A 17,867-nucleotide genomic window follows, 5' to 3' on the forward strand; every position below is an offset into this window, starting at 1 on the left:
AATCCCATGACCACAATTGACCTGACCATTCACAAAGACCGCCGCGCCCGCGCCATTCAGCGCGCAAAAGAGCGCAACATCATCATCCCCACCTATGCCCAAATGAAAGACCCTTCCAAAATTTCCGCCAAAGTCAAGGAGGAATTGAAGAGCATCGGACTCTGGGACATTCACCCGCGGAATCTGTTCCGCATCAACTGGCACAACCAACCCACCGCATCAGGCGGGACCTTTGGCGGAGTCAACTTCGTTGAGCTTCCCTCTTCGCTGACAGGAGTCAAGGCGCGCATCATTGTCGTCGTCGGCAAATGGTTCCCAACAGGCGCGCATAAAGTCGGCGCAGCATTCAGCTGCCTCGTGCCAAGACTGGTCACAGGTCAGTTTGACCCGACCACCCAAAAAGCAGTCTGGCCGTCCACTGGCAATTACTGCCGCGGCGGCGCATATGACTCCGCTTTGCTTGGATGTGAATCAATCGCCATTTTGCCCGAAGGCATGTCGAAGGAAAGATTCGAATGGCTGGAAAAAGTGGCAGGCGAAACGATCAAGACCCCTGGCTCTGAATCCAACGTAAAAGAAATTTTTGACAAATGCTGGGAATTGAAAAAGTCAGGTCAAGACCTGATGATCTTCAACCAGTTCGAAGAATTCGGCAATTATCTCTGGCACTACGAAGTGACAGGTCACGCGATGGAAGAAGCGCTCAAGCATGTCATGGGACCCAATGACCGCTTCCGCGGTGTGGCATCTGCAACGGGTTCAGGCGGCACCATCGCCAGCGGTGACTATCTCAAGCAGATCTTCCCCGAAAGCAAGATCATCGCCAGCGAAGCATTGCAATGCCCAACCTTGTTAGAGAACGGCTTCGGCGCGCATCGCATCGAAGGCATCGGCGACAAGCATGTACCCTGGGTACACAATGTGAAGAACACGGATTTTGTCACAGCCATTGACGACAACGCCGTGGTCAACATTGCCCGCCTCTTCAACGAGGAGAACGGACGCGCCTATCTCGTGGAAAAAGGCGTTCCCGAATCCACCATCGCCAACCTTGAACTGCTCGGCTTCTCAGGCATCGCCAACGTGCTCTCCTGCATCAAAGTAGCCAAATACTATGAGATGGATGAAAACGACGTGATGATCACCATGCTGACCGATTCGATGGAACTCTATCGCTCGCGTATGCATGAAATGCATCAGGAGTTCGGCCGGTACAGTGAAAAAGATGCCGCTGGTGATTTCGCCCGCTACCTGCATGGGCAATCCACGGACAACATGCTTGAGCTGACTTATCCTGAGCGCCGCCGAGTCCACAACTTGAAATACTACACCTGGGTCGAACAGCAAGGCAAGACCTACGCGGAAATTCAAGAACAATGGTACGCGCCGAATTACTGGACCGATGTCCAAAAGCAAGCTGATGAAATTGACGAATTGATCGTCGAGTTCAACAAGGAAGTTGGGTTGTCGTAATTCTTGTAGGGGCGGAGCAATGCTCCGCCCCTACGGTATATAATTACCCCATGCTCAAGCCAACAGATTTGATTTTAGTCTGCCTGCTCAGGGCTGGGGGCTTTGGGTGGTACGCACCCTCAGCGCCGAAAGTTGTTGCCGTGGACTATCTGGCTTTTTACCAGCCCTCGGCATTTGCCGAACGCGGCGGACAAATTGAATTCGTCGCACAGGTCAAGGGACATGAACTCACCACACGCGGCGAATTACTGCGTGATGAAGCCGACCATGCGCGCGAAGGAAGAGTATTTCAAGATCCAGATCGGCGCACTGGAAAAATTATCCCAGCCCATCATCACCGACAAATGGAAACGATTAACCTTTCTGTATTCCACAGGCGAATATCTGCTTGAACGCAAAAACATTAAACGACCTTGTCGTGAGCGGCGAGGAACGGCAGTTATTATGGCGTTCCCTGCGTGAACGCGCAGAGAATGACCAACTCTACAAAGTAGCACTGCCTGAAGCGGACATTCCACCCGAAGTGCTTATGGCCCTATTGGGTATCAAGGATTTTCAGGGAGAGTATGATGTTCGCGGGCAGAAAACCGGTTCAAATTGAATTCCCCCATAAATGACCCATTTATCCATCTTGATTCTGCCTGTTATCGGTGATAAACTAAAATCAAATGCCTGCGGATGTGCTTGTAGTTACGCCTTCATCCAGTCTTGGAGAAACGATCCGTCGCTCACTGGAAGAGACGGGCATTTATCGCGTGCATGTGGAAACAAACAAGTCATCCGCCGTGGTGCGCGCAGATGAAATTGGTGTTCCACTGGCATTGCTCGATATGGCGTTTGGCGGAGAAATGGTGCACGAAACTGCCACAGCACTCCGCACCATTCGTGCAGGCATTAATATAGTCATCCTTTGTGATGACGGCGCATCGGTCCCGCTTTTCGATAACTTACGTCCCTGGATACTCGTTCGCAAACCTTTTAAAATGGCAAATTTTATGAATGCAATCAGTCAACCACAACCGACGCCCGCTTCACAAAATGTGGATACCACAACACCCTGGTTAAACGACGTCACCAAGGCTGCGCAGCACCTCACCCGCATTACATTGGGATCATCTGCTCAAGCAGCACTGATCACTCGCAAGAACGATCTGTGGGCCTATGCCGGCGGACTTTCACAAGATGCCGCAAAAGAAGTTGCCCAAACCGTCACCCGCAATTGGGATGGACAAAAAGGCTCTGACCTCCTGCGTTTCATCCGCCTTGAAAGCACGAAAGCCGAGCACATGTTGTACGCCACCCGCCTGACGACGGACACCGTGCTTGCCCTTGTTTTCGAAGCTGAGACACCCTTTAGCACCATTCGCGGACAGGCCAACCAACTCGTTAGCGATTTTAGTTCAGATCGTCCAGAAGCCCAAAAACAGGCCACCCCTTCTCCAATCAAGCCTGCGATCGACCGATCCGGCAATCCGGAAGATGATGATGGAAGCGGCGAGGATTCTCTCAATATCGCCTCCATTTCACAGATCCTCACCAACGTACCAAGTCCAAATCCACAGCCTGCGTCTGCGCGCAAACAGGAAAAAATCGACCCCAACGAAACGCGCGTTGCTTCCCAGCTTTCAAACGCATCTGTATTCAACCGCGAAGCATCCCCTTCCATCCCATTAAGCCAACTGATCACCAAGGATCAGTCTCAAATTTCAGATCAGACCATCCAATCGGCAGCATCATTTGGCGAAATTAACGTCACAGCACCATCGCAGCCCAAACAGCGTCCGGAAACCCCAGTCGCAAGACCCGCTCCCGGCAGCCTGGATGTTACACGCGAGAGCCCGACAACAGAGGCTGTTCGTAAACTTGTGGTCGAGCCTGCCACAGCCGGGATGTATCACATCAATTACGCATGTTTATTGATACCGCGTTTTTCAGCGCATTACATTACAGGTGATCTGGCGGAACGATTGGGCGAATGGCTTCCGAACATTTGCATTGCCTTCGGCTGGCGACTAGAGTATCTCGCGGTACGGCCCGAGTATTTGCAGTGGGTCGCGAACGTTCAACCGAACACATCACCCGGCTACCTCATGCGCATTATGCGCCAGCAAACTTCTGAAAAAATCTTCAGCGAAATCATCCGCTTAAAGAGGGAGAATCCGTCCGGCGATTTTTGGGCGCCCGGCTATCTCATCATGAGCGGCACACAACCTCACCCGACACAACTGGTTCGAGACTATATCCATCAAACCCGCATGCGACAGGGTCAGGAAGCATCGCCGCCCCAACGCGTACGCAACTAAAGCAAAAACGGAAAAAGCGCAGAGTATAATTAACTCTGCGCTTTATTTATTCTCCCTAATTTGGAAGTCGATAAACCATTATGCCACCCACACTTTACTTAATTGACGGACATGCTCTTGCCTATCGTATGTATTTTGCCCTGACCGCAGGCGCAGGCAGCCAGCGTTGGCAAAACTCCAAAGGTGAACCCACTGCGGGGATCTATGGCTTTGCGCGCGAACTAGTTCGCATTTTGGAACAGGAAAAACCAGAATACCTTGCTGTGGCTTTCGATGTGGGGAAAACCTTTCGCGATGAAATATTTCCTGAATATAAGGGAACACGCGAAAAAATGCCGGACGATCTCCGCCCGCAGATCGAGCGTATCCGTCAAATGGTGGATGCGTTCAATATTCCGCGCCTTGAAAAGGAAGGCTTTGAAGCGGACGATGTACTTGGTTCCGCTGCGAGGATCGCCGCCGAACAGGGTCTGGGTGTAAAGATCATCACTGGTGACAGAGACCTCCTGCAGCTTGTCAATGAACGCACCTCAGTCTATCTCGCGGGAGATGACCAGACCTACATCACAGATGCGGATGTAATCAAGAAATTAGGCGTCCGCGCAGATCAAGTAGTGGATTACAAAGCCATCGTCGGAGATACATCCGATAATATTCCCGGCGTAAAAGGCGTGGGTGAAAAGACCGCGATCACCCTGCTTGAAAAATTCGGCACACTCGACGCGGTCTATGCCAACCTTGATCAGGTGGAAAACCGCTGGAGAGGCAAACTCGAGTCGAGCAAGGAATCCGCATATATGAGCTATGAGCTTGCGCGGATCCACACGGACTTGAAAATAGACCTTGACCTCGAACACGCAAAAATCACTTCTTTTGACCCGTCTGCCCTCGAGGAATTTTTCACCGAAATGGAATTCCGCACACTGCTGGCCAAAGTCCCGGCCATTAGCGGAGGAGTGGCTGTCTCTTCCATTCCATCCGAAATTGCAGTTAAATCTACAAAGACAAAAAGCGGACAGTTATCCATGTTCGTGAATGAACCTCAGGTTGTACATGCCGCCACGCTACAAGCATCGAACATTGAAGTCACCATTGTAGATACCTCAGACAAGCTAAAAGAGTTGACTACAGCACTGGCAAAGGCAAGAATTATTTCATTTGATACGGAGACAACCTCCACGGAAGAAATGCAAGCTGAGATGGTTGGCATCTCGCTGGCGATCGAAGAAGGATATGCGTATTACATTCCCGTCGGTCATACATCAGGAAATAACCTGCCCGTTAAGGATGTGCTTGCCGCGCTAACACCGTCCATGACGGATGAAAAGATCGGCAAGGTGGCACACAACGCGAAATATGATTACATCATCCTCGCGCGCCATGGGCTCACGATCACACCTTTAACCTTTGACACGATGCTGGCCGAATTCATTGTTGACCCGTCTTCGCGCAACCTTGGTTTAAAGAATCTCGTATTCGCCCGTCTCGGCGAAGAGATGACTCATATCGAAGAACTGATCGGCAAAGGCAAGAAGCAGATCAGCATGGCTGATGTTTCCATTGAGTCCGTCGCGCCGTATGCCGGGGCAGATGCGGAGAGAACACTGCGCCTGATGCCCATCATGCAAAAAGAATTGGAAAGAGTGAACGGGACAAATCTACTTGCGGAAATAGACCTGCCGCTCACACCTGTGCTGGCAGATATGGAGATGACGGGAGCTTTGATCGATACCAAATTCTTCGCTGAAATGTCTGTAGAACTGGCGATTCGTTTAGCAGAGATCGAAAAAGAAATTTATCAACTAGCCGGCAAGGCTTTCAATATCAATTCACCTCAGCAGCTTTCGGATGTGCTCTTCAATCATTTACGTCTTGAACCGCCGGACAAGGGCCGCAAGACCGCAACGGGTTTTTATTCAACATCAGCGGATGTACTGGAAATGTTAAGGGACAAGCATCCGATCCTGGAATGGATTCTCGAAAACAGAGAACTGTCCAAACTGAAATCAACCTATGTGGATGCCCTGCCGGCCGTAGTGGATTCAAACACCGGCCGCGTGCACACCTCGTACAGTCAGATCGGAGCCGTGACCGGTCGCCTTTCATCGAACAATCCAAACCTGCAAAATATTCCCATCCGCACTGAAACAGGAAGACGGGTGCGCAATGGATTTATCGCCGACCAAGGCAATGTGCTGCTTTCGGTGGACTATTCACAAATTGAACTGCGCATCGTGGCTCACATGGCGGAGGATGAAGCCATGTTAAAAGCCTTCCGCGCGGGTGAAGATATCCACGCTACAACCGCCGCCGCGATCTATGATATTGAATTGGATCAGGTGACCAAGGAGATGCGCCGCCACGCGAAAGCCATCAACTTCGGGCTGATCTACGGCATGTCGGCCTTCGGGCTCACCCGCTCTACTGAATTAACATTGGCAGAGGCAGACGCTTTCGTTAAAGCGTATTTTACAAAGTTCCCGGGTGTCAAAAAATATCTCGATGGAATGAGAAGGCGGGCTGCAGAGATCGGTTATGTGGAAACCCTGCTTGGACGCAAACGATATTTCCCGGCGCTGCAAAGCAAGATCAATGTCCAGATGAAGAACCGCGAAGAACGCGAAGCCATCAATGCTCCCATTCAAGGCACCGCAGCGGATATTATGAAACTCGCGATGCTGAAGATCCCATCCGCATTAAAGGCTGCCGGCTTGAGTGGCAAAATGCTTTTACAAGTTCATGACGAACTCGTGCTGGAATGTCCAAAAAATGAAATGCAAAAGACCGCGCGGGTCGTTCAGGAAACCATGGCAAATGCCTACCCGATGAGTATTCCCCTCGAAACGGAAGCCAGAGCGGGCATAAGCTGGGGCGGGATGACCGTACTTAAGTCATAGGCAGACCATCACCTTTCATACAAGGTTATAATTGCAGAATAAACTATAAATCACCGCATCAGCGAAAGTGGACTCGACAATATGCCCGGACGAGAAGATGTTTTTCAAAAAGCAATGAATGACGGCCATTCTGCGGCCTGGGATCGGGAATGGGATAAAGCCTGTGCCGCGTATCGTCACGCATTGGAGGAATTCCCCGACCATCCCAAAGCCTTGAACAGCCTTGGGCTTGGTCTATATCAACTTGGCCGGATTGAAGATGCCCTGGTAATTTACAAGACTGTGTCACACATCACAGGCGACGATCCGGTGCCAATGGAAAAAATCGCTCAACTTTCCGAACGCCTTGGCGACCTGAAAACAGCCATGGACGCGGCCCTGCGCGCCGGGGATCTCTTTCTCAAACAACGCGACACAGATAAGGCGCTTGAGAATTGGGTGCGCATCACCAATTTAAATCCTGAACACGCCATCGCACACTCACGTCTTGCCCAAGTCCATGAACGGCTTGGCCACACCCAGCAAGCCGTCGTTGAATATCTGGCAATTGCCAGTATCATTCAACGCGCCGGCAATGCCGAAAAATCAAAAGAGATGGTGGATAAAGCCCTTTCCCTTTCCCCAAACAGCGCTGAAGCAAGACAGGCGCTGACATTGCTAAAAACGGGACAATTGCTCCCCAAGCCCTTGCGCGGCAAAGGCGGAACTGGCCCGATCCGCATGGCTCAGGTGAAAAATTTACAGCTGCCCGCTGATGCGCGGCCCGCCTCCGGGCTGGACCCGATCGCTGAGGCGAGACAAAAAGCATTGACTCAACTGGCAGAGCTTCTCTTCGAATATTCGGATGACAGCCCATCCGCCCAGGAACGCCGCGGCCTTTCCTCCATCATAAAAGGCACTGGCAAGCTTTCAATGCAGCAATCTGAACAAACAAAAGTCGTTCTGCATCTGAGTCAGACCATTGACGCCCAAAGCAAAGGCAACGAGTCCCTTGCCGCCGAAGAAATGGAAGCCGCGTTGGAAGCGGGATTTAAACATCCTTCCCTGTATTACACGCTTGGCCTATTGCGCTATAAAGGCGATCGTCTTGAGAGCGCGCAAAGATTTTTACAAAACTCCATTAAACATAACGATTACGGGCTGGGCACACGCCTGCTTTTGGGGAAACTGCTTGTAAAAAAATCCCGTTTTTCCGAAGCGGCGATCGAATATCTCGAAGCGTTGAAACTGGCCGATTCGATGACCGTCCCCGCTGACAAGGCGGATGAGATCCGCCAGCAATACGAACCACTGATCGAAGCACAACAAAGTCAGCAGGATGAAACCATTCTGCGCAAAGTATGTGACAACATCAACGGTCTGCTCATGCGCCCCGACTGGCGTGAACAACTCCACAAGACACGCGAACAAATGCCCAAAGTGGATGGCGAAATGGTCTCCACACTTGCAGATGTGATCCTGCAAGCACAATCCAGTTCAGTGATCGAATCCATGAATCGAATCAACCAGCTGGCGCGCATGGGGATTTTACGCGTCGCCATGGATGAAGCCTACGACGCCATTCAACACGCGCCAACATATCTGCCGCTACACACGCTCATGGGCGAATTACTGGAACAGGAAGGTCGTCATGCAGATGCGATCTCAAAATTCAGCGTCGTGTCACATTCATACAGCGTACGCGGCGAAGTATTGCAAGCGACAAAACTACTGCGCCGCATCATTCAGCTTTCTCCGATGGATATCGGAGCGCACAATCGCCTCATCGATCAGCTGATCGCGCGCGGACAAACAGATGATGCTGTTCACGAATATCTTGAACTGGCCGGCATCTTTAATCGCCTTGCTGAATTGGACCTGGCCCGCAAAACATACACCACCGCGTTACGTCTGGTGCAACAGGGGAATGCCAACCGCAATTGGAACGCGCATATCCTGCAGCGCATGGCCGATATTGACCTGCAAAGACTTGATTGGAAGCAAGCTTTGCGTGTTTTCGAACAGATCCGCACACTCGAACCAGACGATGACGCTGTCCGAAGGCAGCTGGTCGATCTCAACTTGCGCATGGCTCAACCCGAAAAAGCCATGAACGAATTGGAAAATTACATCAGCCATCTTGAAAGTTCGGGCAAGAATAATATCGCGATCGCCTTCATAGAAGATCTGATCAGAGACCATAGCGAACAACCGCTCCTAAAGCGCGCGCTAGCCGCCCAACTTCATCATTCCGGCCGCATTGATGAAGCCATCTCCATGCTCGACATTCTGGGTGAATCCCTGATGCAATCCGGAAATAAAAAACAGGCATTGGAGGTGATCAACCAGATCATCTTGATGAATCCACCCACCGTGAATGAGTATCGTCAACTGTTGACCCAAATGCAAAACAGTTAGTTTCTAGAAAATAAACCGAGTGCCCATCCAGTCAACGATGGGCATTTTCTTATACCCTTTCGCACAGCTCTCATCCCTGATTCTATTCCTTTTTAGACTTTCCAAGCCACAATAGATACACATGCTATAATTCCACCCGGGCTCAAATTCGGAGAAACAATATGCCAAAAACTGTAAACAACGCCGTGATGAAATGGTTGTTAATTTTCGCCTTCATTGTGGCGTTTCTTGTCGTCTTTGGGGGATTTGTCCGGCTCACACGTTCTGGTCTGTCCATCGTGGAGTGGAATCCCATCAGCGGAGTCATGCCGCCCATCGGGCAGCAAGCCTGGGAAGAAGAATTCGCCAAATATCAACTCTCACCAGAATACCTGAAGATCAACACTAGCATGACATTACCCGAGTACAAGTTCATCTTCTACATGGAATGGTTCCATCGAATCGTTGCCCGTCTTGCCGGGTTAGTCTATGCCATCCCAGTTTTTTATTTTCTGCTAAAGAAAACCATTCCATTGAAGGAGTTTGGGATTTACTTTGTGATGGGATTGCTTTTCATCAGTCAGGCACTCATGGGATGGATCATGGTCTCGAGCGGATTGGTCGATCGCCCGGCTGTCAGTCATTTTTCATTAACCATGCACCTGCTCCTGGCGATAACGCTGCTTGGTTTCAGCCTGTGGACCGCACTGGGTCACAAATACGGATTCCCCGACACCAACAAAAAGCAGAAATGGTCTTTGCCGTCAAAATTAGCAGTTTTTTCAATGGTTCTGCTCGTTATTCAGATCAGCTATGGAGGTATGACAGCAGGGCTAAAGGCAGGCCATGTTTCAGATAGCTGGCCGCTCATGTTCGGAAAATGGCTCCCTCCAAATCTATTCAACACATGGATCGATCTGTTTGAAACTCCCCAGACCATTGTATTCATTCATCGCTGGCTGGCCTGGCTGGGATTGATCGCCGTGCCGGTTGTGTATTATTTCATCAAGAATCAGAATTACCCGCAGGATATACAGAAGGGGATGCGCTGGTTGATCAGCATCGTTGTTTTGCAGATCACGCTTGGGGTTTTAACAATTCTCTCCTATGTTAACGTTGTCATAGCATTGACGCACCAGGCTAATGCACTGTTATTGTTTTCACTGGCGGTGTATTTCATCCATCGATTCCGGGCATTGGATCGCAAATAACAAAAATTCTGAAGGGAAGAATCAAAAAAGGACACCGCAAAACGCCGTGTCCTTTTTTGATTGCGTACCGATCAGGCCAATATTACTGGGGAGCGGCCGCGGCCAAAGCAGCTTCTATTTTTTCCTGGAAGACGCTAAAAGGCTGCGCGCCTTCGATCAATTCACTGACTTCCTTGCCGCTGGCATCAATATAGGTCATCAAAAATGACGGAGTTCCGCTCACACCTGCGGCGAGCGCATCCTGACCATCCTTAATAACGGCATCCCGATACTTATTACTTGAATAACATTCTTCGTATTGATTCAAATCCAGGCCGGTCTTTTCAGCAATGAGGCTCAAGCGACGATCGGTAAAGGAACCCACATCTTCTCCCAAAACATTGGCGAAGATCATGTCGTGCATTTCCCAATACTTGCCCTGGTCACCCGCGCAATAGGCGGCTTCAGCAGCGTCCTCGGACTCGGTCAAGCCGCTATTGATATTCTGACTGACCCAGTTGCCGGTTGAACGATAGGTAAAATGCACTTTGCCTGTCGAAATATAGCTTTCCACCAGCGCAGGCTCTGTATCTTTGGAAAAATTCTCGCAGAACGGGCATTGATAATCTGAGAATTCGACGATCTTGATTGGCGCATTCGGGTCGCCCATGCTGTTCATATCCGCCTGCGGACGGGGATTTGGATCAACAACAGTGACTCCTGTGACAGGCTTGACATTCGGCCAAATGATAAGGAAAGCAACAAACAATGCTCCAATCGTGATCAGGGCGATCCCAATCATACGTCCACGCTGTTCTTTTCGGCGAATTTGCTCGCGGCGCATTTGCCGCTTGCTTACATCTTTTACGTTACTCATTCTTTCTCCTCTAAATAAAATATGATGACAAAAGATTCTCCCATGCGGGAATGTTTTTGTCCAGTAAAGAGTTAATAGGTTCTTATTTTTTTATTCCCGCAAACGCGCATCCATCCAGAGCGTCATGGTCTTGAATACCTCATTCTTCTCGGATTCGTTGTGAAGTTCGTGATAGGCGTCTTCCCACAAGACAAGAGTGCATTTTTCCTTGAGCGGGGCGGCGAATTCCGTACTGCTGGAAGGGAAAGCGATCGTATCTGCCTTGCCATGCATAAGCAATAAGGGGAGAGAAAATTCCCCCGCATGAGCCAGCGTCCAGCTTGTCACACCGATCATCACCTTGCCAAAACCTAGAGAAATCTTATCATGCACAAGCGGATCTTTGCTGTAAGCTTGAACCACCTTCTCATCACGGGAAATGCCCTTTGGATCCAAGCCACTCGCGATGGCAATCTTCGGCATAAGCGCCCCCAATACTTTCGCCAGCATCACCTTTAGCGCTTGAGCTTCAATCGCAGTGTGCAAGCCAGAACTGGTGGCAATCACGCCCTTAACATCAGGCTTGCGAAGTAATCCGTAATGCAAAACCTGAATACCCCCAAGGCTATGTCCATATAAAAAGAGTGGCAGACCAGGGTATCGCATGCGCGCCTGTTCAAGTAAAACATCAATATCCTGCATAAAATCTTCAATGGAGGAAATATGCCCGCGCGGACCGCCGGAACGACCATGTCCGCGCAAATCTGTGCCGAAGAGAACAAATCCTTCCTTTCCAAATGCCTCAGCCACATGAGCATAGCGCGAAGAATGTTCACCCAGCCCATGCACAAGACAGACCACGGCTTTGGGGGACAGGACAGTCGGCTCCCAACCCTGCACAAAAATATCTAAACCATCGTGTGCTTTCCAAGTCGTTTCAAAATGCTTCATCTCAGCCTCCATTTGATTTTAAATTCACACTTTCGTGCCTGGTAGCTTCAGCTATTTTATTCGCGGGATAAACAAATACAGGAAATTGCTCACCAGTTCGGACAAACCCCAATTTTTTATAGAGAGATAAGGAGGCCGCGTTATCCGACTGTGTATTGACAGTCAACCTGCTTAATTGATGCGAATCGAGCGCCTGGATCATGCCGCTCACCAAAGCAGCACCCACCCCTCTGCCCTGCGCTTCCGCCTTTACTCCAAGCCTGGCGAGGTGCGCCCCAAATGAACTCCCTGTGGTGAGTTGATATCCGATCACCCCCGAATCATCCTCAGCAACTGTGGCGCTGACAGATTGGGAAAACGCGCGGCTTAGGCCATCCAAAGTATTATGCCAAAACCAGCCAAACGCATCCAGATCCACGTTCACTACGGCAGGCAGATCCACTTCACGCATGGGACGGATATGTATTCCCTGCGGCGTTGGGAAAGAGCTCATGGTTTCTTTTGTCATTTGAAGCAGGATGATACTTTGTTTTAGTTCAAAGCCGCTGGAAAATAAAATATCCTGAAACCATTGCTTGACCGCGATCGCCGCAATCCGCGCCTGTGGATTGGCGCGCAAGACTTCACCGCGAGCCGCCTCCCAGAGGGCGGACCAAGCTTCGGGTTGTTTGCGCGCCTGGCTTTGACCAGGTACGTCAAAAGAATGGATCGTATGTGGAGAATAAGCAAAAAGGCGAATCCACGCGACTTGTGGAGGGTCTTCAGGGCAGGCTAATACGCCCGTAATATGCCGTCCATCCTCTTCCATCACCCAGTAATTTGGAGAGCCAATCCATTCAAGTGGAATACGCCAATCCAAATGGCGATGACTTGTAACTTCATTATGGATAAGGTTTGCGATCTGAAGTTGATCTTCAAGGACCGCGCGGCGAATCTGAACACTAACGTTAATCATTTAATTAAACGGAGAAAGAATTTTAAGATGCGCTCAAAAAAAGAGGGATTATCCTTTACATCCAGTGAACCCATCATCTTAAACGCCGAATCAGTGAGGCTGCCTTTTTTGAGTTTAATCGCCGCCGCAGATTTCATCACCATTGAACGGAGATCACCCTCCCCCACCTGCGCAAATAATTCAGCAGATCGTTCGTACGCGGCGATGGCTTCATCATGACGATTCAGGCTATCGAGTGCCGCAGCCTGATTCCCGACAGCCATCCCCTGACGTTTTATATCCCCAAGGGCCGCAAAGGTTTGGTCCGTGCCAAGCGCGGCGTCCAACGCTTCCTGCGCCTTGCCAGCCTGCAGCAAAGCCACACTCAAATTATTCATCATTTCAGCAGTCATCAGGTCTGAGTGATCTGCTTTGAATCCCTCGGCGGCTTGACGGAATAAATCAGCCGCCTGGTCGAACTGTTTATTCGCAAAGGCTTGTTTGCCTTGCGCGGCGATCTGAGCAGGTTCGAATTTCATGATGGTCTTTCAATTCAGATAACTTTAGAGGGTAATATCCAACAAGCCTTCGGCCACCGAGCGTAGTTTTTCGCGTGACATTTCACTGAGTTTCATGGCCAATTCAAGATACGGGCGATTGACGGGCTGACAGACAAAGTTCTGCATATCTGGAGACAGATCCACAAATTTTTGCAATGCCCGTTGACTATTTAACCACTGGCCAACCGGCCCATTCTGGTCAAAGAATGTTTCGACACGACTCCCCATGACCGCAAGAATGCTTTCAAGTTCCGGCACGGGAATTGGGCGCTCACCCATCTCATAGGAGGTCAGGCGTGCTGATTTAATCCCGCTTGCTGTTGAAAGATGCCGAATGGACATATTTACCTTATTGCGCTCCTGACGTAAAAGCGCGCCGATCATACGCTGCCGCAATGAAATCAAACGGGCAGTATCGGTTTGCGCCATCGGAGTAGATAAATCAGATTTAGTCTCCCTGCCCCAAAAATGAGAAAGCGGAAGTTTTAGATAAAAGACAAGTGTCTCCAATTCAGGAAGGGAGGGTGAACGGCGTCCCTCCTCGTATGCCTGGAACAAGCCCGGCTTGATCCCGATCGCATCCGCACATTCCTTAACACTGCGGCGTTCAGCCAAACGCGCATCCCGAATAAGCAAGCCAAGTTTCTTTTCACGAATTGTGATCTGAGCGTTGTTCATAATTCCTCTACATAGATGACCGTATATACTATAAACAACCTATCTTGCGGGTTAGGTTATTTATGCGGCACTGTCCAGATGCTTAGATTATAGCAGAGTGTTTCAACGGCGCGAGTTCTGATTGGCGGATAATTTCGGAGCAAAAACATCGGCGCTGAGTTTGAATCCAGCCGCCACAAGCCGCGGTGTAAAGTTGGGGCGGATGCCTGTTGCGCTCACCTCGCCGATAACTTTTCCATCCGGCGAAGTATCCGTTTGATTAAATTTAAATATGTCAGTCAAGACAATGATCTCGCCTTCCATTCCCGCCACTTCAGTAACGGCCGTTACTTTGCGTTGACCATCTTTCAGGCGTGTCTGCTGCACGATCAGATCAACAGCCGATGATATTTGCTGACGCACCACCTTGAGCGGCAGATCCATGCCAGCCATCAGCACAAGCGTTTCGATGCGGGAGATGGCATCACGAGGTGTATTCGCGTGCACGGTCGTTAAAGAACCATCGTGACCGGTGTTCATGGCCTGGAGCATGTCCAATGCTTCTCCGCCGCGCACCTCACCCACTACAATTCTATCCGGGCGCATACGCAGGGAATTTTTTACAAGTTCACGAATGGATACAGCGTGCAGTCCATCAATATTGGCTGTTTTGGTCTCCATGCGCATGACATGATCCTGTTGAAGCTGCAGTTCAGCGGCATCCTCAATGGTGATAATGCGTTCATTTTCAGGGATATATCCCGACATTACATTTAATAAGGTTGTCTTGCCTGAACCCGTACCGCCAGAGATAATAATATTAAAACGCGCTTTTACGCAGGCTTCCAAAAAATCCGCCATTTGCCTGGTCATCGAACCCAAATTGATCAAGTCCTCGACCTTCAATTTATCCTTACGGAATTTGCGGATGGTAATAGACGGACCATCGATTGCAACAGGACGCACCACTGCATTCACCCGCGACCCATCCGGCAGGCGCGCATCCACTGTAGGTGAATCAGCATCCACGTGACGTCCCAGGGGCAGAATAATGCGGTCAATCACCCGCAGAACATGATCGTCATCATCAAAAGTGATGGCACTCTTGGTAAGCTTTCCCTGTTTTTCAACGAAGATCTTCTTGGGACCGTTGACCATGATCTCTGTAACTTCTTCATCATCCAGCAAAGACTGGATCGGGCCAAAACCAAACAGATCGTTAAATACCTGGTCAAAGATCTGCTTGCGTAGATCTTCAGGCAGTTTCAATTGAGTCTGTTCAAAGACCTTGCCGATATTCTCATGTGCAAAGACGGCGCGCTGGGCGCTGGGAATTTGTTCGGTTTCAAGTACACGTAAAAGGTTGTCTGAAAGATATTTTTTTAATCGGGAAAGATCCTGACTGGTGAGCTTGGCTGAACCGGCTGCCGCGCTGAGAATTGTCATATGTTAACTTCCTCCTGCTTATCTCCACCAGCAGGCATGATCCATATGATCTGACTTCGCTGAATGGCCATGAATGAAGTTGTGTAAAGGACTTCATCATCCGCCCCATAAACAGTCGCATCGGTTACAGCCAGGAATTTTTCATCCCGTTCAAGTTCATTCTTCAAGCGCTCGCCGTCCTTCACGTGCACGAATCCTCTTACAAGATGAGCGCTGGTCTGTATCACTGCAGAGACTGGCAATTTCCTGACAACATCGGTATAGTACTTGCCTTTCTGATCATATTCAATTGTCATAGCAACTCCATATAAAAATTTAAAATAATATACCCGCCAGTTTATTCCGCGCGTATTTTTCTAGCCAGAGCAATCATTTCGCTGACCGTATCCTTGAAAACAATTACTGCAGTGTCACGCGGGAATTTTAAAATGAATGGCTGATGATGTGCATTCGCGAAGGACAAATTACTGCTGAGATGCGGAATGGTCGCATTTACCGGGATCTCGATCATTTTCTCCGCCTCAGCCTTGCTCACTCCTTCCGGTCCTGCGGCGCGGTTAAGGATCGTGTAAACAGAGGATGCCGCCACCCCTTTGCCTTTGAGATATTTCCACAAGGGCTTCGTCAAGGAAACGGCGCTCACGTCAGTGCCAACGACCAAGACACTAATATCTGCATGTTTAATAAGGGGTAAAGTGATCTTGGAAAGCGAGCGGCCAATATCGATCAAAACATAATCATGGGATTCTTTCAACGCTTTGACAATATCCCAAATGCGCCCGACTTTCAAATAATTGCTGGTCTCTGGATCCGGCGAACCAGCCAGCAACTTAAAACCCCAAATATGCATTTCCGGTAATTGATCACGGAAGAAGTCAGCGGTGGTTTCTGCGGGGAGCATATCTGCAACAGTGACGATATTTTGCATTCCTTCATAACCTACAATTGGCGCAATGGATCCAATCGGCAACACCATATCGACAACCACAATACGCGCTTGTGGTTGCTGTTGTGAAATATTCATCGCCATGTTGGCGCACAATGAAGAAGTGCCGGTTCCACCTTTTGCACTTAAGAAGACCATCAACAGACCACCCTCTTTTACGGCCGCTGCGGTAATACCGAACAAACGGGTAATCGTTTCATTGAGGAGTGCCAACGCCTGACCAGACTTTGTTATATATTCACTAAAGCCAGCATCCAGGCATGATTTAATACGAACCATGCCTGGGTCGCTGCTTAATGCGATGAGGGGCATGGCAGAAGTACGCGGATCCTGTTTCAATTTGTGAGCGATCTCCTCCCCTTTGAGATCCATTAAAGTTGGGTCAATGATCGCGATGTCCGGGTGATCGCGCCAGGCGCTGATCAAACCCTCCTTACCGGAGCCTGCCTGGATCACCTCATATTTTTGATCCACGAGAGCACGGGCGATAAAGTTACGACTGGCGACATCTGCATCAATAATAAGGATTTTCTTTTCAGGCATTTCGTATTTCCTGCATATAACGTGGCGCGCTTGATCTAGGATTCAAGTGGCGGCATCAAGTATCCCAACCCGGAACGGGTGACAATATGATGCGGATTGTGAGCATCTTCCTCCAGCTTTTGGCGTAAACGCGCAATGCTCACCCATAAGATCTCCTTATCATTTTTATATTCAATACCCCACACGCTGGTCAACAATTCTTCAGAGGTGAGGATCTTACCAATGTTATGCGCAAACTGAAGCAAAAGACGATATTCAGTGGCAGACAGTGAAACAGGATTCTCGTCGCGCCACACTTCTGCACGGGCGAAATCGATCTTGAGATCATCATGCGTAAAGAAGCGCGCCTGCGATGTTTCAGCCGGCGGCTGCGCGCGGCGCAAAACTGCCCGAACCCGTGCCAGTAATTCAGTTGCGGAAAAAGGTTTGACCAAATAATCATCAGCGCCAAGGTCAAGTCCGCGGACTCGGTCCTGTTCCTCGCCGCGTGCTGTCAGGATCACAATAGGCACGTTCGAGAATTCACGCAATCGCTGACAGACGCCAAAGCCATCCAGACGAGGCATCATTACATCCAGCAAAACCAGGTCGATCGGTTGTGCTGAAAATACATCCAAAGCCTGGACACCGTCTTGCGCAGTAGCGACTTCATAACCTTCTGTCCGCAGGTTAGCCTCCAACAGGCGGAGGTAACGAGGTTCATCATCAACGATCAAAATTCTCTTGGACATGTGG

16 protein-coding genes are annotated in these 17,867 nt (G+C 49.8%); 7 read left to right on the forward strand and 9 right to left on the reverse strand.

Annotation, left to right across the window (positions count from 1 at the left end; all coding sequences use genetic code 11):
• Positions 1 to 6 precede the first annotated feature (6 nt).
• From IPL17_RS11990 to IPL17_RS12020, 7 genes are all read left to right on the forward strand, one after another.
• Positions 7 to 1,473, forward strand: a complete 1,467-nt coding sequence (locus IPL17_RS11990) for a pyridoxal-phosphate dependent enzyme (RefSeq protein WP_345307401.1) — start codon at positions 7 to 9, stop codon at positions 1,471 to 1,473.
• 50 nt (positions 1,474 to 1,523) lie between these two features.
• Positions 1,524 to 1,865 (forward strand): hypothetical protein, encoded by a 342-nt coding sequence (locus IPL17_RS11995; RefSeq protein ID WP_345307326.1) that lies wholly within the window; start codon positions 1,524 to 1,526, stop codon positions 1,863 to 1,865.
• Positions 1,862 to 2,074 carry a hypothetical protein gene (locus tag IPL17_RS12000; protein WP_345307327.1) on the forward strand — a complete coding sequence of 71 codons (213 nt, stop codon included), beginning with the start codon at positions 1,862 to 1,864 and terminating at the stop codon, positions 2,072 to 2,074. Before IPL17_RS11995 ends, IPL17_RS12000 begins: the two co-directional genes overlap by 4 nt.
• Before the next feature lie 67 nt (positions 2,075 to 2,141).
• Positions 2,142 to 3,776 (forward strand): transposase, encoded by a 1,635-nt coding sequence (locus IPL17_RS12005; RefSeq protein WP_345307328.1) that lies wholly within the window; start codon positions 2,142 to 2,144, stop codon positions 3,774 to 3,776.
• 80 nt (positions 3,777 to 3,856) lie between these two features.
• On the forward strand, positions 3,857 to 6,673 hold the full coding sequence (polA, locus tag IPL17_RS12010) for a DNA polymerase I (RefSeq protein ID WP_345307329.1): 2,817 nt from the start codon (positions 3,857 to 3,859) through the stop codon (positions 6,671 to 6,673).
• A gap of 81 nt (positions 6,674 to 6,754) precedes the next feature.
• Positions 6,755 to 9,070, forward strand: a complete 2,316-nt coding sequence (locus IPL17_RS12015; RefSeq protein ID WP_345307330.1) for a tetratricopeptide repeat protein — start codon at positions 6,755 to 6,757, stop codon at positions 9,068 to 9,070.
• 161 nt (positions 9,071 to 9,231) lie between these two features.
• Positions 9,232 to 10,260: a COX15/CtaA family protein gene (locus IPL17_RS12020; RefSeq protein ID WP_345307331.1), complete on the forward strand. Its 1,029-nt coding sequence runs from the start codon at positions 9,232 to 9,234 to the stop codon at positions 10,258 to 10,260.
• Positions 10,261 to 10,342: 82 nt separating this feature from the next.
• Here the strand turns inward: IPL17_RS12020 and IPL17_RS12025 are convergent, their stop codons facing one another.
• The 9 genes from IPL17_RS12025 to IPL17_RS12065 form a co-directional block, all read right to left on the reverse strand.
• A complete protein-coding gene (locus IPL17_RS12025) occupies positions 10,343 to 11,116 on the reverse strand; it encodes a DsbA family protein (protein ID WP_345307332.1) in 774 nt (257 codons plus the stop codon).
• Positions 11,117 to 11,206: 90 nt separating this feature from the next.
• The gene (locus tag IPL17_RS12030) at positions 11,207 to 12,046 is read right to left on the reverse strand and encodes a lysophospholipase (RefSeq protein WP_345307333.1); all 840 of its coding nucleotides are present in this window, start codon (positions 12,044 to 12,046) and stop codon (positions 11,207 to 11,209) included.
• A gap of 1 nt (position 12,047) precedes the next feature.
• Positions 12,048 to 13,001, reverse strand: coding sequence for a GNAT family N-acetyltransferase (locus IPL17_RS12035; protein ID WP_345307334.1), 954 nt, complete (start codon positions 12,999 to 13,001; stop codon positions 12,048 to 12,050).
• Positions 12,998 to 13,519, reverse strand: a complete 522-nt coding sequence (locus IPL17_RS12040; protein WP_345307335.1) for a hypothetical protein — start codon at positions 13,517 to 13,519, stop codon at positions 12,998 to 13,000. Before IPL17_RS12040 ends, IPL17_RS12035 begins: the two co-directional genes overlap by 4 nt.
• A 24-nt stretch (positions 13,520 to 13,543) precedes the next feature.
• Positions 13,544 to 14,218, reverse strand: coding sequence for a helix-turn-helix transcriptional regulator (locus IPL17_RS12045; RefSeq protein WP_345307336.1), 675 nt, complete (start codon positions 14,216 to 14,218; stop codon positions 13,544 to 13,546).
• Positions 14,219 to 14,320: 102 nt separating this feature from the next.
• Positions 14,321 to 15,643 carry a CpaF family protein gene (locus IPL17_RS12050; protein WP_345307337.1) on the reverse strand — a complete coding sequence of 441 codons (1,323 nt, stop codon included), beginning with the start codon at positions 15,641 to 15,643 and terminating at the stop codon, positions 14,321 to 14,323.
• Positions 15,640 to 15,939 carry a hypothetical protein gene (locus IPL17_RS12055; RefSeq protein ID WP_345307338.1) on the reverse strand — a complete coding sequence of 100 codons (300 nt, stop codon included), beginning with the start codon at positions 15,937 to 15,939 and terminating at the stop codon, positions 15,640 to 15,642. The genes IPL17_RS12050 and IPL17_RS12055 overlap by 4 nt, the downstream gene beginning before the upstream one ends.
• Before the next feature lie 41 nt (positions 15,940 to 15,980).
• Positions 15,981 to 17,132 (reverse strand): response regulator, encoded by a 1,152-nt coding sequence (locus IPL17_RS12060; protein ID WP_345307339.1) that lies wholly within the window; start codon positions 17,130 to 17,132, stop codon positions 15,981 to 15,983.
• A gap of 35 nt (positions 17,133 to 17,167) precedes the next feature.
• The gene (locus IPL17_RS12065) at positions 17,168 to 17,863 is read right to left on the reverse strand and encodes a response regulator transcription factor (RefSeq protein WP_345307340.1); all 696 of its coding nucleotides are present in this window, start codon (positions 17,861 to 17,863) and stop codon (positions 17,168 to 17,170) included.
• Positions 17,864 to 17,867 lie beyond the last annotated feature (4 nt).

The sequence above is a fragment of the Candidatus Villigracilis saccharophilus genome (assembly GCF_016711665.1).

Coding starts and splice junctions, on each gene's coding strand:
- IPL17_RS11990 (WP_345307401.1), top strand. CDS start 7: ATGACCACAATTGACCTGACCATTCACAAAGACCGCCGCGCCCGCGCC.
- IPL17_RS11995 (WP_345307326.1), top strand. CDS start 1,524: ATGCTCAAGCCAACAGATTTGATTTTAGTCTGCCTGCTCAGGGCTGGG.
- IPL17_RS12005 (WP_345307328.1), top strand. CDS start 2,142: ATGCCTGCGGATGTGCTTGTAGTTACGCCTTCATCCAGTCTTGGAGAA.
- polA (WP_345307329.1), top strand. CDS start 3,857: ATGCCACCCACACTTTACTTAATTGACGGACATGCTCTTGCCTATCGT.
- IPL17_RS12015 (WP_345307330.1), top strand. CDS start 6,755: ATGCCCGGACGAGAAGATGTTTTTCAAAAAGCAATGAATGACGGCCAT.
- IPL17_RS12020 (WP_345307331.1), top strand. CDS start 9,232: ATGCCAAAAACTGTAAACAACGCCGTGATGAAATGGTTGTTAATTTTC.
- IPL17_RS12025 (WP_345307332.1), bottom strand. CDS start 11,116: ATGAGTAACGTAAAAGATGTAAGCAAGCGGCAAATGCGCCGCGAGCAA.
- IPL17_RS12030 (WP_345307333.1), bottom strand. CDS start 12,046: ATGAAGCATTTTGAAACGACTTGGAAAGCACACGATGGTTTAGATATT.
- IPL17_RS12035 (WP_345307334.1), bottom strand. CDS start 13,001: ATGATTAACGTTAGTGTTCAGATTCGCCGCGCGGTCCTTGAAGATCAA.
- IPL17_RS12040 (WP_345307335.1), bottom strand. CDS start 13,519: ATGAAATTCGAACCTGCTCAGATCGCCGCGCAAGGCAAACAAGCCTTT.
- IPL17_RS12045 (WP_345307336.1), bottom strand. CDS start 14,218: ATGAACAACGCTCAGATCACAATTCGTGAAAAGAAACTTGGCTTGCTT.
- IPL17_RS12050 (WP_345307337.1), bottom strand. CDS start 15,643: ATGACAATTCTCAGCGCGGCAGCCGGTTCAGCCAAGCTCACCAGTCAG.
- IPL17_RS12055 (WP_345307338.1), bottom strand. CDS start 15,939: ATGACAATTGAATATGATCAGAAAGGCAAGTACTATACCGATGTTGTC.
- IPL17_RS12060 (WP_345307339.1), bottom strand. CDS start 17,132: ATGCCTGAAAAGAAAATCCTTATTATTGATGCAGATGTCGCCAGTCGT.
- IPL17_RS12065 (WP_345307340.1), bottom strand. CDS start 17,863: ATGTCCAAGAGAATTTTGATCGTTGATGATGAACCTCGTTACCTCCGC.